Origin of the sequence: Shewanella saliphila (assembly GCF_014648295.1) — a bacterium.
Classification (GTDB): domain Bacteria; phylum Pseudomonadota; class Gammaproteobacteria; order Enterobacterales; family Shewanellaceae; genus Shewanella; species Shewanella saliphila.
The window spans coordinates 1-16,622 of record NZ_BMQV01000066.1 but is presented as its reverse complement, the minus strand read 5'-3'; the positions used below and the strand labels follow the sequence as shown (position 1 = coordinate 16,622).

General features: G+C 42.5%; 18 protein-coding genes. 14 read left to right on the top strand and 4 right to left on the bottom strand.

The window, feature by feature from the left end:
• Positions 1-442 precede the first annotated feature (442 nt).
• Together IEY48_RS19290 and dmeF are read right to left on the bottom strand one after the other, a co-directional pair.
• A complete protein-coding gene (locus tag IEY48_RS19290) occupies positions 443-850 on the bottom strand; it encodes a MarR family winged helix-turn-helix transcriptional regulator (RefSeq protein WP_188923189.1) in 408 nt (135 codons plus the stop codon).
• Positions 851-857: 7 nt separating this feature from the next.
• Positions 858-1,826, bottom strand: coding sequence for a CDF family Co(II)/Ni(II) efflux transporter DmeF (gene dmeF / locus IEY48_RS19285; RefSeq protein ID WP_188923188.1), 969 nt, complete (start codon positions 1,824-1,826; stop codon positions 858-860).
• Between the two features lie 338 nt (positions 1,827-2,164).
• Between dmeF and IEY48_RS19280 the strand changes: the two genes are divergently transcribed.
• From IEY48_RS19280 to IEY48_RS19240, 9 genes are all read left to right on the top strand, one after another.
• A complete protein-coding gene (locus IEY48_RS19280; protein ID WP_188923187.1) occupies positions 2,165-2,983 on the top strand; it encodes a metalloregulator ArsR/SmtB family transcription factor in 819 nt (272 codons plus the stop codon).
• A gap of 55 nt (positions 2,984-3,038) precedes the next feature.
• A complete protein-coding gene (locus tag IEY48_RS19275) occupies positions 3,039-3,545 on the top strand; it encodes a phosphatase domain-containing protein (RefSeq protein ID WP_188923186.1) in 507 nt (168 codons plus the stop codon).
• A 114-nt stretch (positions 3,546-3,659) separates the two neighbouring features.
• Positions 3,660-4,670, top strand: a complete 1,011-nt coding sequence (locus tag IEY48_RS19270; RefSeq protein WP_188923185.1) for an ArsJ-associated glyceraldehyde-3-phosphate dehydrogenase — start codon at positions 3,660-3,662, stop codon at positions 4,668-4,670.
• Positions 4,671-4,676: 6 nt separating this feature from the next.
• The gene (gene arsJ / locus IEY48_RS19265; RefSeq protein ID WP_188923184.1) at positions 4,677-5,888 is read left to right on the top strand and encodes an organoarsenical effux MFS transporter ArsJ; all 1,212 of its coding nucleotides are present in this window, start codon (positions 4,677-4,679) and stop codon (positions 5,886-5,888) included.
• A 357-nt stretch (positions 5,889-6,245) separates the two neighbouring features.
• A complete protein-coding gene (locus IEY48_RS19260; RefSeq protein ID WP_160056188.1) occupies positions 6,246-6,419 on the top strand; it encodes a DUF1328 domain-containing protein in 174 nt (57 codons plus the stop codon).
• A 62-nt stretch (positions 6,420-6,481) separates the two neighbouring features.
• The gene (locus tag IEY48_RS19255) at positions 6,482-6,676 is read left to right on the top strand and encodes a hypothetical protein (RefSeq protein WP_188923183.1); all 195 of its coding nucleotides are present in this window, start codon (positions 6,482-6,484) and stop codon (positions 6,674-6,676) included.
• Between the two features lie 68 nt (positions 6,677-6,744).
• Positions 6,745-8,388, top strand: a complete 1,644-nt coding sequence (locus IEY48_RS19250) for a diacylglycerol kinase family protein (protein WP_188923182.1) — start codon at positions 6,745-6,747, stop codon at positions 8,386-8,388.
• Positions 8,389-9,330: 942 nt separating this feature from the next.
• The gene (locus tag IEY48_RS19245; protein WP_188923181.1) at positions 9,331-10,449 is read left to right on the top strand and encodes an AAA family ATPase; all 1,119 of its coding nucleotides are present in this window, start codon (positions 9,331-9,333) and stop codon (positions 10,447-10,449) included.
• Entirely contained in the window at positions 10,442-11,212 is a 771-nt protein-coding gene (locus tag IEY48_RS19240) for a hypothetical protein (protein ID WP_188923180.1), read from the top strand. Before IEY48_RS19245 ends, IEY48_RS19240 begins: the two co-directional genes overlap by 8 nt.
• A gap of 478 nt (positions 11,213-11,690) precedes the next feature.
• On the opposite strand, the gene IEY48_RS19235 is transcribed toward IEY48_RS19240, so the two are convergent.
• A complete protein-coding gene (locus IEY48_RS19235) occupies positions 11,691-13,052 on the bottom strand; it encodes a sigma-54 interaction domain-containing protein (RefSeq protein WP_188923179.1) in 1,362 nt (453 codons plus the stop codon).
• A 259-nt stretch (positions 13,053-13,311) separates the two neighbouring features.
• Here IEY48_RS19235 and IEY48_RS19230 point away from each other — a divergent pair, with 259 nt between their 5' ends.
• The 5 genes from IEY48_RS19230 (at position 13,312) to IEY48_RS19210 (ending at position 16,438) form a co-directional block, all read left to right on the top strand.
• On the top strand, positions 13,312-13,806 hold the full coding sequence (locus tag IEY48_RS19230) for a hypothetical protein (RefSeq protein ID WP_188923178.1): 495 nt from the start codon (positions 13,312-13,314) through the stop codon (positions 13,804-13,806).
• A gap of 173 nt (positions 13,807-13,979) precedes the next feature.
• Complete coding sequence (locus IEY48_RS19225; RefSeq protein ID WP_160056176.1) at positions 13,980-14,537, top strand: BON domain-containing protein; 558 nt, start codon at positions 13,980-13,982, stop codon at positions 14,535-14,537.
• Between the two features lie 81 nt (positions 14,538-14,618).
• On the top strand, positions 14,619-14,888 hold the full coding sequence (locus tag IEY48_RS19220) for a hypothetical protein (protein ID WP_188923177.1): 270 nt from the start codon (positions 14,619-14,621) through the stop codon (positions 14,886-14,888).
• 303 nt (positions 14,889-15,191) lie between these two features.
• Positions 15,192-15,776, top strand: a complete 585-nt coding sequence (locus tag IEY48_RS19215; RefSeq protein WP_188923176.1) for a TetR/AcrR family transcriptional regulator — start codon at positions 15,192-15,194, stop codon at positions 15,774-15,776.
• A 137-nt stretch (positions 15,777-15,913) separates the two neighbouring features.
• The gene (locus tag IEY48_RS19210) at positions 15,914-16,438 is read left to right on the top strand and encodes a C40 family peptidase (protein WP_188923190.1); all 525 of its coding nucleotides are present in this window, start codon (positions 15,914-15,916) and stop codon (positions 16,436-16,438) included.
• On the opposite strand, the gene IEY48_RS20490 is transcribed toward IEY48_RS19210, so the two are convergent.
• Positions 16,409-16,622 (bottom strand): hypothetical protein (locus tag IEY48_RS20490; protein ID WP_229786589.1); only part of this gene is annotated, 214 nt, incomplete at its 5' end. The genes IEY48_RS19210 and IEY48_RS20490 overlap by 30 nt on opposite strands.

The following is a 16,622-nucleotide window of genomic DNA, read 5'->3' as shown; positions in this document are numbered from 1 at the left end:
CGTGCATGAGTATATCGCCAAGTGCCTGCAAGGCTTGGCAGAGACCTCATCCGAGGTTGAGTCATTATTGCCGTGGAATATCAAGCAAAGATAAATTGCTAGGTGCCGTTCGCTAGACGTTTACGAAGCTTCGATGTAACCATGACTGTTCTCCTATAGGTTTATATTCATGTAAATATAGTTTCGATTATGGTGTTGTACAAGGATAATAACTTCGATGCGCTAGTGGAATTACATATTAGCCAACGGAGGGGGTGACTGCCTAAATACAATTAAAACAGCCATTTAAGATTGTCTTCGTTTTAATTCCATGAAAGTACTAAACATAGCAACGCTGCATCAGGTGTCACAGCCTTACTTTGTCTTCGTTCTAATTCCACGATTTCATAGTGTTTTTTTATAAAAAATGGCTCGCTGAGCATTTAACTCAGCGAGCCTCATTTCAAAACTCGCGGTTCATTTTTTCAAAGCTTTGAGTTAGCACTTTGATCGACTCTGGGTCTAAATGACGGGTGATGTCTTCTGTTAGTTGTAAATGCATGCGGTTGTGGTGCTTGTGCAACGCAGTACCTTCACTGGTTAATTCGACCAGTATTGAGCGGCGATCAACCTCATGCGGAGTACGGACAATAAGACCAAATTGCACCAACTTTTCTACCTGCACGGTTAGTGTGCCGGTGGTAATCCCCAATCTATCCGCTAACTCTTTCATTCGCATTGGGCCGTGCGAGCCCAATACTTCAATGGTATGCACCTGTGCTAATGAGTAACCGGTATCTTTAACGACAGACTGCTCCCAAGAAGACAGTTTGTCGTAAAATTCGATGATCAGGTTATTCAAAGAATGCATAAGAGCCTCAAGCGTAATTCACTTCGATTGTTAAGTGGTTTAGCTTACCAAACTTACTCAGTGATTGTTTAAATGTTTCAGCATTCGTGTCGCTTGTGGTGCAAATTGCAATGGCGGCCGAATAGTGATCTGCGCTTATTCTCCAAATGTGAATGTCGGTCACTTTGGTTTGCTCATTTTCAAGTGCGTTAATAATGTCAGCTTGATAATGCTTGTCGATGCTTTCATCTAACAAAATTGGGCTCGTTTGTTTCATTAAGCCTAAAGCCCATTTCGTGATAACCACGGCACCCACAATCCCCATAACAGGATCTAACCAATACCAGCCAAGATACTTACCCACTAAAAGCGCACCAATAGCTAACACTGAGGTGAGCGCGTCAGCGAGTACGTGAAAATAGGCTGCTTTGAGATTATGGTCGCTATGTCCATGATGGCTATGATCATGATCGTGTGTATGGCCGTCATCTTCGTGGTGAGCATGATCATGATCATGGTCGTGATGATCGTGCCCATGGTGGTGATGTTCATGACCAAGAATAAACATGCTCGCCACGTTAACCACTAAACCGATAATTGCGACCATAATGGATTGGTTAAATTGAATATCAACTGGCGACAGTAAGCGATGTATTGATTCAACCAACATAATGAGCGCGACAATACCTAAACCAATCGCACTAGTGTATCCGCCGAGTACGCCAACCTTACCGACACCAAAAGAGAATCTGTCGCTATTGGCGTGCTTTCTTGCATAGTGGTAAGTAAATAGCGTGATACAAAAAGCGGCAGCGTGGGTTCCCATGTGCCAACCATCGGCAAGTAACGCCATAGAGCCATAAATCGTACCGGCAGTCACTTCGATAACCATAGTAATAATAGTAATCACGAGTACATACCATGTTCGGCGTTCGTTTTGTGCATTCACAGAGGTGAAGTTATGCTGGTGGACATATTTATCGGCAAAGTTGGTCATAATTTATTAGTTTGATTGTCAAGTTATTTGGACTTTATGTTATTTGATAATCAAAGTAAATGGTTGGTGGTTGATTTTATTGCTTCTGATATGCATCCATTAAATATTGAAGACAGAGCTTGTACGTTAATTTAAAAGAAAAGCTGTAATGTTAGTGGTTAAAACAACAAGTCATTAGTATGGCCCTTAGCCGTGAATTGGTTAGATAAACACTAACGTTGAACGTTGTTGTAAAGCCTATTCATCATTTTGAATAGGCTTTTTTTATTGCCTTAACCTTGTACATGCAAATAATCATATATACAATGTTTTTAAGAATTCAGCTGAGCCCATTATCTATGAAAAAGAAAAGTGTATTGTTTTTGTGTACCGGTAACTCTGCCCGTTCACAAATGGCCGAAGCGTTATTAAGAAGCAAAGCCGGTGATCAATTTGATGTATTTAGTGCGGGCACCCAGCCTGAAGAAGTTGATGCAAGGGCGATTGAGGCGATACAAAAATTTGGTGTCGATGCCAGCGATCTAGTTTCTAAAAGCGTGCAGAGCTTTGACGGAAAAGACTTCGACTACGTGATTACACTTTGCGATAAAGCCAATACCGAATGCCGCAGTTTTCCTGGGGCTGGTAAGCAACTTGCCTGGGATTTCCCCGATCCTAAATCACGCAAAGGTCACCATCCTTTTTCTAGTACCTTAACCGAGCTTAACAATCGCTTGTCGATGTTTTTGCTGGTGGAGAATAAAACGGCTGCAACCGCTGCAAATGATGCTCCTATCGAAATAGAGCAATCCACAGAGACATTTACCAACGTCGATCCCATCGCGTTTTATAAATGCTTAACTGACGACATCCGTCTAAAAACCTTAATGTTGACCCACTATCATGGTGAGCTGTGTGTGTGTGAGTTAATGCAAGCACTGGATGAAGATAGCCAGCCTAAAGTATCGCGTAACTTAGCCTTACTGAAAAAAGCCAATATTCTTAGCGACCGAAAACACGGCCAATGGGTGTTTTATCGCATTAACCCTAGCCTGGCTTTATGGGCTAAGTCGGTGATTGCGCAAACCACTGAAAATAATATTGCATTAATTTCGCCGTATCTTGAGCGTTTAGACGCTATGGAAAACCGCCCTAATAAAGCCAGTTTTTGCCGTTAGGTTTTGCAGGTTTTTCAATATTAATATCAGTTTTAAACGATTTTTGGAGTTAATAATGTCGCCACATCCGTTTGATATTTTGCCATTAGATCCACTCAATGAGAATGGCGCTAAATTGATTTTTACCCCATGCCCAGGCACTAAAGAGCAAGCATTGCCAGAGTCGCTCACTACGTTAAAAGCGGCGGGTACTCAAATGCTACTTACCTTGATGTTTGACGAAGAAATGGCCCGCAATCATGCCAGCGATTTAGCCGCACAATGTGCCAACCAGGGCATTAAATGGGTGCAATTACCTATATTAGATGACGCCGCACCGGGCGCTGAATTTGAAGCCAGCTGGTTAACCAATAAAGCGCAAATCTTAGATTTGATGCACAACCAGGGCACAATTGCTGTGCATTGCAAAGGCGGCTCAGGACGCACAGGGCTAGTGATTGGATTGATTCTTGCCAGCTTAGGCTGGCCAAAAGACAAAGTCGTTAGTGCAGTACAAGCATTGCGACCAAAAGCATTAGCGCACCCAGTACAGCGCGAATATTTTGATGCGTTTACTCTATGATCTTTTTCATACGAGATTGTTTATTAGAGATTGTTGATAAAAGATTACTGATTAAAGACGATTAATTAAAGATTACTGACTAATAAGCCAAATAACATTATTTAGGACAATATTATGACGATTAAAATAGGTATTAACGGTTTTGGCCGTATGGGACGTTTATCAATGCGCGCAGCGTACGATTGGGACGACGTGGAAATTGTCCACATTAACGATCCTGCTGGCGACGCAGCAACGTTAGCCCACTTAATGACCTTTGATTCAGTGCATGGGCGCTGGCATCACGAGGCGACCCATCAAGGCAACGCCATTGTGATTAATGGCAAAGCTATTCCATGTACTCAAAACAAAGCCACTCAAGATACCGATTGGTCACAATGCGATGTAGTGATTGAAGCCTCAGGTAAAATCAAAACCAAAGCGTTACTGCAAGCTTACTTAGATCAAGGTGTTAAGCGTGTTGTGGTTACAGCACCCGTAAAAGAAGAGGGCGTGCTCAATATTGTGATGGGCGTGAACGATGATCTCTATGATAAAGCGATTCACCCGATAGTAACGGCGGCATCTTGTACCACCAACTGTTTAGCGCCAGTGGTAAAAGTAATCCACGAAAAAATCGGCATTAAACATGGTTCGATGACCACAATCCACGACATCACTAATACCCAAACCATCTTAGATGCACCGCACAAAGACTTACGCCGTGCCCGTGCTTGTGGTATCAGTTTAATCCCCACCACAACCGGTTCAGCTACTGCCATTACCCATATTTTTCCTGAGCTTCAAGGCAAGCTAAATGGCCACGCGATCCGTGTTCCGTTAGCCAATGCTTCAATTACCGATTGCGTATTTGAAGTGGCGCGCGGCACCACAGTAGAAGAAGTGAATCAACTGCTTAAGCAAGCCGCAGACACTGAGCTTAAAGGCATTATGGGTTATGAAGAACGCCCGCTTGTGTCGGTTGATTATAAAACCGATCCGCGCTCAAGCATTATTGATGCCTTGTCGACCATGGTCGTCAACGACACTCAGGTGAAGTTATACGTGTGGTACGACAATGAATGGGGATACGCTAACCGTACTGCAGAGCTTGCCCGCAAAGTCGGCCTAGCAGATAAGGAATAACCCAGCATGGGGCTGTTATCACTGAGCGCATTGCCGCCGCAGATTAAACAATACCTAATTATTACCGGTAATTATTGGGCGTTCACCTTAACCGACGGCGCATTGCGGATGCTGGTGGTGTTGTACTTTCATCAACTTGGTTACAGCCCGCTTAACATTGCCATGTTGTTTTTGTTTTATGAAATCTTTGGCGTAATAACCAACCTCGTTGGCGGCTGGTTAGGCGCAAGGTTGGGGTTAAATAACACCATGAACATTGGTCTTGGGCTGCAAATTGTCGCCCTTGCCATGCTAACGGTACCCGCCGATATGCTTACCGTAATGTATGTTATGGCAGCGCAGGCCTTGTCTGGTATCGCCAAAGACCTTAATAAAATGAGCGCCAAAAGCGCGATTAAAATGCTGGTGCCTGATGATGCTCAGAGTAAGTTGTATCAGTGGGTAGCGATTCTCACTGGCTCCAAAAATACCCTAAAAGGGGTTGGCTTCTTTTTAGGCGGCTTATTACTGACATTACTTGAGTTTCGCGGCGCGGTGATACTCATGGCGGCTATGTTGACCATAGTGTGGCTAATGAGTTTACTCAGCTTAAAAGCCGATTTAGGTAAAGCTAAAAACAAGCCTAAATTTACCGATATGTTCTCAAAAAGCCCGGCAATTAATATGCTGTCGGCGGCGCGGATGTTTTTGTTTGGTGCCCGCGACGTGTGGTTTGTGGTGGCATTGCCGGTATTTTTAGCGGTTACATTTCAGTGGGACCATTGGTGGGTCGGCGGCTTTATGGCTAGCTGGGTCATTGGTTACGGTATTGTGCAATCATTTGCGCCGTACTTTACCGGTAAAAAACAAGGCAAAGTCCCTAGCGGGCAAGCCGCCTTTATGTGGGCAGGGTATTTATTAGTTATCCCAGCCGCCATTGCATTAGCACTACACTTTGACTTTTATATTCAGCAGTCATTAATTTCCGGTTTATTGTTGTTTGGTGCAGTATTTGCGATTAACTCATCGCTGCACAGTTACCTTATTGTTAGCTATGCCGGTAATGATGGCGTGTCACTCGATGTCGGCTTTTACTACATGGCTAATGCCATGGGGCGCTTAATTGGTACCGTGTTATCGGGTTGGGTATATCAGCAATATGGCCTTGAGGCCTGTTTATGGATCTCAAGTGCATTTGTGACGTTAGCTGCGGTGATATCACTTAAATTACCAAGATAAACATGCGATAAATCGTAAATCAACATCATAAAAAATAGGGTTGCCATTGTTGGCAGCCCTTTTTTATATCTGTTGGTTTCCCATTAGGCTTTGAGCCTGAAACTCTTACCGAATTGTCGGTAAAAATTTCCCACCGCGTGATATGCCGTAGATTGTACCTATTACACTCTGAATAATTAAATCCATATTAATTAATGCTTTATGTTTTATTTTCGAAGTTGGCACGATGCTGGCTTTAGTTAATATACGAACGATGAGAAGTATAAGAAACACAGATACACAGAAACATCTCATGTACGAATATCGTTAATTCATATTCAGTACATTGAAGACAAACCGTACACCAAGGAGGTTTTTATGTTGGGCTGGACATTAATGTTTTTAGTGATAGCCGTTATTGCAGGTTTATTGGGATTTACAGGTATTGCAGGTGCAGCAGCGGGAATCGCTAAAATTATTTTCTTTATCTTTGTGGTGTTGTTGCTGATTTCGTTAGTGTCGAATGCACTGCGTGGTAAGTCACCTCGATAACCTACATAACCAACTTAGTTAATAACACGGTCAAAATATTTACCATCATCAGGAGATGAATTATGAAATTATTAAAATTAATCACAATGGCAAGTTTAATGGTACTACTTACAGCGGGTTTATCTGCATGTTCAGATAACAAAGCCGAAAATGCAGGTGAGAAGGTCGATGAGATGATGCAAGATGCAGGTAATGCGGTTGAGGATGCTTGTGAAGACGTAAAAGAAGGCATGAAAGCCGAGGATCCTGACTGTTAATAATATTACGGCACTCATGCATTAGGCATGAGTGCCGCTTTTGTTATTTCACCCCAGGAGGACAGATTATGCCGACCCAAATCCACATTAAATATTATTACACCCTTGGTACTTTTATCGCATTGTGCCTATGCATTGCTTTGCCTTATGCCTTGCTGCAAGTGGTGTTTGGCTGGGTGGCATTGTCATTAGGTTTAGTCAGCTCTGCCTATTGGTTTAATAGCGCAGGCATTTTTCGTAAAAGCCAGGACGGCAGTATTCCCTGGTATATCAGCTGGAGTTTTATCCCATTTTTAATGGGCAGTCAGGCGTACAACGCGTGGGCTCGAAAGCACGACAAAGTACCTGCTATTCAACAAATCGATAAGCAGTTGTATTTAGCTTGTCGCTTGTTTCCAAGCGATGTTGAGCAACTTAAACGTGAAAAAGTCGGCGCTATTTTAGATGTCACCGCCGAGTTTGACGCACTTGAATGGACCTTAGTGGATGAGAATATTGAATATTTAAATATTCCGGTACTAGACCATAACGTGCCAACCATTGCCCAAGTTAATCAGGCAGTAAACTGGTTACATAATCAGGTGCGCAAAGGCAACAATGTGGTCGTGCATTGTGCCTTAGGACGAGGCCGTTCAGTATTAATGTTAGCCGCGTATTTAGTGTGCCGCGATAAGCAACGTCAGTTTAGCGATGTGCTTAAAAGCATTAATGATATTCGTCAAACTGCCAGGTTAAATAAATGGCAGTTAGCGGGTGTTGAAAAAATGCATCAACAGCAGCAAATTAATATCCATAAGCAAGCCTGGTTAATTGTTAATCCGGTATCGGGCGGTGGTAAGTGGCACGACGAAGCCGACTATATTAAACAAACCCTATCGCGCTATTTTCAGCTTAATGTGCTGTACACCGCCAAAGATAAATCGGCAGTGCAATTAGCCGAACAAGCTAAAGAAAAAGGTGCCGATATCATCATTGCCTGTGGCGGCGACGGCACCGTCAACGAGGTCGCCTCGGTGTTGGTCGACAGTGATATTTATTTAGGCATTATTCCAATGGGCACCACTAATGCATTAAGTCACACCTTATTTGGGGTTAACAGTAAATTAATACCTGTGTCGCAGGCGTTAGAGATTTTAATTCAAGGTCATCACCAACGCATTGATACCGCAATGTGTAACGACAGCATTATGTTGTTGCTGGTGGGCTTAGGCTTTGAGCATAAAATGATTCAAAAAGCCGACCGTGAGACCAAAAACGACATGGGTCAGTTAGCGTATTTAACTGGTTTGTGGGAGGCCATTGATGAGAATCAATCGTGGTCGATTCGCATGCAGTTAGATGGCGGTGAAACCCACACTATCGACACCACCAGTTTGGTGGTTGCCAATGCCGCGCCATTTACTAGCGTTTTAGCCCAAGGTAATGGCGAACCGATTATTAATGATGGTTTACTCGATATCACCTGGATTGAGGCAAGTGACACTTCGCCACAACAATTACTTAGTATGACCGAGTTATTGTTTGCAGGCTTAACAGGCAACCGAGATCAACAAGCTGAGAATAGTGCGATTCATCATCAGCAGGCGAAAAAAGTCTATTTAACAACGGATGCTCAGTGTCAGTACGTGATTGATGGCGAGTTGTTTGAGGCTGATGATATGCGTATTGAGGTGAAACCAAAGTCGTTGTCTGTGATGATTCCACAGAGGTAATTCTTTTTACAGGCTCGAATAGTCTGGCCTAATTAGTATTGATTCAGCTTAACCAATACCAATTATTCATCGGTATTAATTGCCTGCCGCAGGCTCCGTGCAGATGATTAAGCGAGACGCCGCAAGCACATCCATGTGGGCTTAACCAAAACATCCATGTTTTGGACACTCGCTGACTCATCTGCACCTGTCATTATCTCTCTTCGATTTAGCCTCTTTGTTGTCTGAAGGTAAGCTAAAAGCACAGATTAAAAGCTTTTGGTGGTACAATTTAAATTGTTGAATTTATTGTAAATATCCAACTAACTTGTGTGATGATTCTGCTGGGGTAATTTAATTCTGGCCTGCGGCCATTAAGGTCGTGATGCTTCGCCCACGACAGGGTGAATAAACGTTACTTTGATTCAAGTATATCTGTATGGGTCGGTCAGTTTAAATTTGTCTTCCCGGCAATGCTTTTGAGCCGGGATCCAGGTGTTTGTTTTGCTTATGGCCTGCGGCCACTAACGTCGTGGCGCTTCGCCCACACCAGAGCAAAGGGGTAAAGCGCTTGTACCCCTTTGCAAACCCTCAGCGTTCCGGCAACATTTTCTGATGAGCGAAAAAATTGCGACGGAAAATTATTCAGCTTTTAACTTCGTCTGAGTGTTCTTCAGCCTTATTCGAAAATGCTAACGCTTCAGATGGGGCGTCCCTTCCCCTCTAAAGCTAGCTGGCCGTCCATGGCCAGCTCACGTCATTTTCTTCAACGGCCTCAAGTTCAGAGTTGAATTGGGCGTTTAAAGTGAGGGTAATATTCAGTTATTACTTGTTTTTTATTAAATCTATACAAATTCGATTAAATTTAGTTATTTAACATTTTATAGGTGCCGTATTTTTTTTACGGCTTATTCCTATCGATGTGATATATTTAGTTCAAATGAAAAAACTTGAGTACAAAATATGCTATGTAGTCTTAAAGTTAAAGGTTTCCGCAACTTTAATGAAGAGTGCGAAGTAAATCTACGCACTGATAAATCTTATGAATTCAACACACACGCAGTAAATAACGGTGTAGTGTGTAGTGCGGTGATGTACGGTGGTAACGGAGTGGGTAAGTCTAATCTCGGATTAGCCATTTTAGATCTGACCTGTCATCTACTCGATACCTCTAACATTATTCCGTCTTTACACGTGAACTACTTAAACGCAAGCATATCTGATGAATCACTGGCCCAATTTATTTATACGTTTGACTTTGAAGGCGTAGAGGTTGTATATAATTATGGGAAGGAAAAATGTACTGAAGCCATATACGAGATGCTTCAAATAGATGGTAAGGAAGTTGTGAGAATTGACCGCAGAGAATCAGCGCTTGCGACTTACAACCTAGCAGGGACAGAAGCTCTAAAAAATGATTTTACAGGGCGTAATATATCTCCCATTAAGTTTCTAGAATCTAACGCACTACTTGACTCAACTAAAGAAGCTAAAGCTTTTTTCCAATTTATTGATTTTGTCAAAGGCATGGTGTTCTTCCGCACATTGACAAAAACAACTGAGTTTCATGGTGGTCCACTTGAAACAAAACGCATTTCACAGCGAATTATTGAACAAGACAAGCTAAAGGATTTCGAAGCGTTCCTTAATGAGTCAGGGGTAGAATGCCTTCTCATTCAGACTGGAGATGCAGGTAAAGAGCAAATAGAATTCGATTTTGGTAACAAGAGTATAGAGTTTTCCTTAATAGCCTCTACAGGTACGATATCACTTGGTAATTTCTACTATTGGTATCTTAAACTATTAAATAAAGAAGTCACATTTGCATATATTGACGAGTTCGATGCTTACTACCATTTCGCACTCGCCAAACGAATAGTGAAATTGGTATCGGAAACATCATGTCAGTCGATCATTACTACCCATAATAGTACATTACTATCCAATCATGTGTTGAGACCAGACTGCTACTATATTCTAGACCAGAACGCATTAAAGCCTCTTTATGAATTAACAGACAGAGAGCTTCGAAAAGCGCATAACCTTGAGAAAATGTACCGAGCAGGTGCATTCGATGAGTAGTAATATTTTATTTGTCTTTGAGGGGAGAAAAGCTGAGCCAAATATCGCTCGAAATCTCAGAGAACAAATATTAAATAGAGACTCTAAACTTATTGTTCAAACATCCTACGGAATGAGTATCTATAACTTATTCAATAAGGTAACTGAGGATGAATATTTTGATACATATGAGTTCATAGTTCAAGAACTAGAAAGTAGAGATAAACTTACTGATGATGATAGTGCAGTGATAGCAATAGAAGATCCTGACGATATCAGTGAGATATACTTATTCTTTGACTACGATTGTCACTGCTCAAACGCTGATGACAAAAAAATTCGCGATATGGTGGGCCTTTTCAATGATGCACAAGACAAAGGGCTATTATGTATTAGCTATCCGATGGTAGAGGCTATACGTCACCAAAGGGGGCACGCCCCAGAATACCTCACACATAGTACTGTCGATCTAAGAAATTATAAAAAATGGGTAAATGCCGCACCTGATATGGATAAACAATTTCAGAACTGGGGTCTGTATACGTCAGAGACTTGGAGTAGTATAGCCAAACAGCATTTATCGAGAGTCAATTACTTATTGAATGATTCTTTAGAGCTCCCCACTGAGCCAGCTTGTATGGTCGAAGTCTTCGAAAGTCAAATGAACAAGCACCGTCCGAGTAGCCAAGTCGCTGTTATCAGTGGCTTCCCACTAATGTTATTTGACCTCTACGGTGATGACACATTTAATATATTAGACGTGGCGGCTGACGAAGAAATTTAAGGGCAGAAATACATCTTGATTCAACTCTATTCTTAAAATCGGCAGATTAAGTAAACATTGACAGTGGCATCAAGGATATTTGCGAGCTGACCGTCCGACCCATGGACGGGTCGGCCGAGCTACATGGATGTACTTGCTGCGTGTCAGTGAGTGAATGCCATGATGAAACCATAACAGTAAACGTTACAGATACATTCTTTGCTGTGGGGTGAATCGCCACGACGTTAGTGGCCGCTGGCCATATGTACAAAAGTACAAAAGTACAAAAGTACAAAAGTACAAAAGTACAAAAGTACAAAAGTACAAAAGTACAAAAGTACAAAAGTACAAAAGTACAAAAGTACAAAGCTAACACCTGGATCCCGGCTCAAAAGCACTGCCGGGATGACAATATTGGTGTGTCCCAGCTTAAAATTATTGCCGGGATGATTCGTTTGGTGAATTCCATCTCAGAATCACTTCTGGGATGATGAGTTTATTAATCTTCTGAGCTAGTTTGATCCTGGTATTTACTCAATTTGTTGTACAAGGTTTTGACACTAATGCCGAGCTGTTTGGCTGTGTCATTTTTATTGCCGGCGGTTTGGTCTAGTGCTTGATAAATGGCCACTTTTTCAAGTTCATCTAAACGCATGCCTGCGGGGATTTGTACATCGTCTTCAGCTGACTCGGTAGACGGTTCTAGCGGGTTAATATTGATATGGCTGACATCAATAATATCGTCGGCGAGAATATAAGCGCGTTCGATGGCATGCTTTAACTCGCGTACATTGCCAGGCCACTTTTGTTGTTGAATTAAGCTCAGAGCATCGTCGCTAAAGGTTTTGCTAAGCTTTTCAGCCGAGTTTCGATATGCCAAAAAGTGTTGAGCTAAACCGCTAATGTCGTCGCCTCTGTCTCGTAATGGCGGTACGCGGATTGGAAAGTGGGCTAAGCGAAAGTATAAGTCCTCGCGAAATTGTCCTTGCTCAATGGCCTTGGCGGGGTCGCGGTTGGTGGCGGCCACGATGCGTACATTGGCCTTTTTGACCTTTTGACTACCCACTTGTCGATATTCGTTATTTTCAAGCACGCGCAACAACTTCACTTGATGCTCGAGCGGCATTTCGGTGACTTCATCTAAAAATAACGTGCCACCTTCAGCTTGTTCAAATACCCCTGAGTGATCTCGATTTGCCCCAGTAAATGCACCTTTTACATGACCAAATAACTCGCTGTCGACTAATTCTGGGCTTAATGCGCCGCAGTTAATGGCAATAAAAGGCTCGTTAACTCGGCTGCTGGCTAAATGAATCGTATTGGCTACCAACTCTTTACCGGCTCCGCTTTCACCAATAATAAGCACATTGCTTTCGGTTACTGCCACCTTACGAGTGGTGCGATACAGTTTATGCATGGCGCGCGACGAGCCCACAAGCAAACCATATTGGTCTAGCTCGCTCGAAAAGGGTTGCTGCTTTTTGGTTGATTGCGAGACTAAATCCTGGGCAAAGTCTTCTAAGGTGTCGTCAATCAATGTCATGTCGTAGGGCTGACGGAAATGATACCCCGCGCCAGTCGCCATAAGCTTATCGAGATTCGGGTTAGGCTTACCTTCGCTTAAAAAGATAAATTCGATATCAGACATTAACGCACTGTTGGCGATGTCTAAATAGTCTTGTTGGCTTAAATTGGCGAGTTCAATAATGGCGACATCGACAGCGTTGTCTTCAAGCTGAGTTAACCAGGATTGATCGATGCTGCTCGCAATCTTATTAAAATGCTGGCTGGCTGAAACTTGTAATAGCTGCGTTTGAGTTTGCGGCTGGCGCAAATGATAAAAAAGTACTGGACGACCCATGCCGATGTTACTCCCTGTCTATTAATAACCACTGTAATCGGTGATGTAGATTTGACAATTAAAGGCGGTAATTTTTTCCTATTCGGCGTTTGTCCCGAGAACGTATTGCTAGCATAACAATTTAAAATCAACAGTTTAATTAAACTTTGTCAATGTGTATGAATTATGCAAGTCATCATAATGACTCAATATTACATTCATTAGCAAGTCATCAAGCGGGCTAACGAACCCAGTTAGTTGATGATAAGGAGATAGAGCCTTGATTATAAAGCGATCACATAATGTCACTCACGATGGCAGCGACTTATGGTTATTAAATGAAGCGATTGATTTATGCCAGGCGGGGCAGCAATTTTATAGCCGGGCCACAAAAGGGGCCATTGATTACAATATTAAGCGCATATTTGGCCATATGGCAGAGGTAAGAAAAGGCATGTTAAGCCGTTTAACGGCGCTTTTTAAGCAAGTCGAACCGCGCTATCCGCAAGTAATCGATAGTATTGACCATTTAACACCGCCATTGAGCCCCTATTATGCCGAGGCTGAAAAAGCCATTGCGCAAAACCGCATGACAAAAGCGATTAAGGTACTGATTACCGCAGAGCAATATGTGTTAAGCCGCCTCAAGCTTGCCGCTAAGCGTGCGAATAGCCAACGTGTTACTAGGCAATTGGCAGAGGGGATTGCTTGGCTGCAAATCAGTTGCGACAGCATGAAAAACTTACCACTTAACGAGTCGAGCCAATCGCCATGAAATTTTTACATCAAGTCGGTAAAAAAGTCCGAAAGTAAGTCACTATCATCGATAAGCTTTGCACGGGAATTAATAGTAAATCACTTTAAAACAGCAACTTAAAAAACTTGGCACAGTTCGCGCATTATCTAAGGTGTAATACAGCATTAACACTAACAATGGAGAATATCTTTATGAAAAAGACTACATTATCAGTATTAACAAGCATCGTTCTTGGTTCAATGGCATTCACTGCAAACGCAGCTCAAGATTGGCAGGATGATGCAAAAGATGCATGGATTGATGGTAAAGCTGAAACCACGTTATTGTTAAACACTAACCTTAACTCTTTTGATATTAATACCGACGTAACAGACGGCAACGTCACCTTAACGGGTAAAGTAAATAGCAGTGTTGATAAAGCGTTGGCTGCCGAATTAGTCAAAAGTGTTGATGGCGTCAACGAGGTTAATAACGAATTAACCGTGATGAAAGCGCATCATGATAAAGACCATGACAGCGAAACGTTAGCCGATACTTTAACTGACTCAAAAGTGGCTACCGTGGTGAAAACCCGTTTATTATTTTCAACTGACATCTCAGGTACCGAAATTGATGTGGACGTTGAAAACGGCGTAGTCACTTTAGAAGGTACGGTATCGAGTGACGCTGAACGTGATTTAGCCTTAACCATTGCCAAAAATACCGACGACGTTAAAAAGGTTGTCGATGAGTTACGCATTACTGGGTAATCGTGATTGATTAGCATATTATTAACCAGCCTTCGGGCTGGTTTTTTAATAGGGGTCACTTTTTAAAGGAGTAAAGATGATATGCATGATGACAAAACAAGGCGTGATTATTTGGTAGTATCATCGAGGTATTTTCCGGTCTTAGTTGTGGCCGCGAGTGTGTTGTTAAGCGGATGCAGTAGCGTGTTATGCCAGGCACAAACAGATAAAGCGACCGATCCATTAAGCCAATATGATCAACAAAAACAGTGTGAGCAATTGGTTAATCAGCATATTGATGATGAACGTCGCCAACAGCGTGCAGACACCCAACAACTGCTAGATGAGTCCATTCAGCAAAACACCCGCTAATACCTGGCGACTCATTATTTGTTACTTGCTCTTTGCTCATTACCAGCTACTCATGAGTAGTTGCTCTTTGCCAGTGACTAATCGCTACTCAACTCATTGGCTAACTCGCTTACGTCAATGCCTCTAACTTCAATATCACTTACGTCAACAACGCTTAGCCCAACAACCCTTCCACCTAAACTGCTTATGCCACAGCCTTTTTAACGCTGTTTATCTGCCGCGGCCTCCAATATTATGAATAAACTGGAAACTAATAGACGACTGGTCTATTTTTGTTTATGGTAGCGGAAAAATGGAGAGCTTATGAACAAAAATACCACCAGTAAACAGTCAATTTGCGCCGTCGGTGAAAAGCTATTTGCTTTACACGGGTACAGCGCCGTGGGGATTAAACTCATTTTGGATGAAGTGGGCATTCCTAAGGGATCGTTTTATCACTATTTTGTCAGTAAAGAAGCGTTTGCTGCCGAAGTCGCACAATACTATTTTGATCACCGTATTGCCCCGATTGCCATGGACCCTAATGCTAACTTTAAAACCAATATCACAGCAGTATTGGGCGGTTATCATCAACTGATCGATTTTTTGTTTAGCGACAAGCAACCCCGCGGGTGCTTAATGGGTAACTTAATGGTTGAAGTGAATCCGCAAATGACGTTGCTGCATCAGACACTTAATCAACTGTTTGATCAGTGGTTGAGCCTATTTAACGCGCTTATTGAGCAAGGTCAGCAGCAAGGGTTTATTAAAACAGACATGAGTGCCAGTGTGTTATCGAACATTTTTTGGTCAAATTGGCAAGGGACTATGCTACGCTGTCAAATTAAAGCAGATAAAACCGCAGCAAAACGCGCCATTGTGCAATGTATGCAGCTGATTACCCGTTAAATTAAGCTTGATACTATTACTCAGTGGCTTGTGATGTATTTTGATTGTGTATTTATCTAAAGGTCTTTATATTTCGGTGATTTTTTCGGGTCTTGGAGTGGGTCGAATTGGCTAAAGGATTATATAGTGTCGTATTAATGGTGTTGCTGTCTGCGTGTGCGTCTAACCCGCCTGTGGTTGTCGCCCCTAAGCCTGTGGTGGTGCCACCTATGCTTAAGCCGCAGCCACCAAAATGGAGCGAGTCAAACTTACTCAGTTTTCATGACCAATGGAAAGGCACCCCTTATCGTTTAGGTGGCCTAAGCCGTAACGGTATTGATTGTTCTGGTTTTGTATACTTGGCCTACCTTGATATTGTGGGTGACAAACTACCGCGCACGGTTAATGCTCAACGCACTTTAGGTAAAGATGTCCCACGAAATCAATTAATCATTGGTGATTTAGTCTTTTTTAAAACCGGAAGAACAACCCGCCATGTGGGCATCTACATGGGCCAGGACAAATTTTTACATGCTTCTACCAAAAAAGGCGTGAAAATTTCTAGCTTAAACAATGTCTATTGGAAGCCACGTTATTGGTTTGCTAAGCGTTTAAAAAATCCAACAGAACAACAAAATATGTCGTTAGCGAGTTTAGTTGATTATGCCCAGTATCAAGATTAAGCGTAAATCTGAGCTTTGAGATAGATAATAAAAAAGAGGTAAACCGTAAGGTTTACCTCTTTTTTGTTTGCCCAGCGAAGCTGGCAAACCCGTCAGGTTGAAAGAAACCTGAATCACCCCGACTGAGGGGAAGATAATCCGAATGGCAAGGGCGTTGCTGGCCAACGGCAGGGTCTGAAGGAAG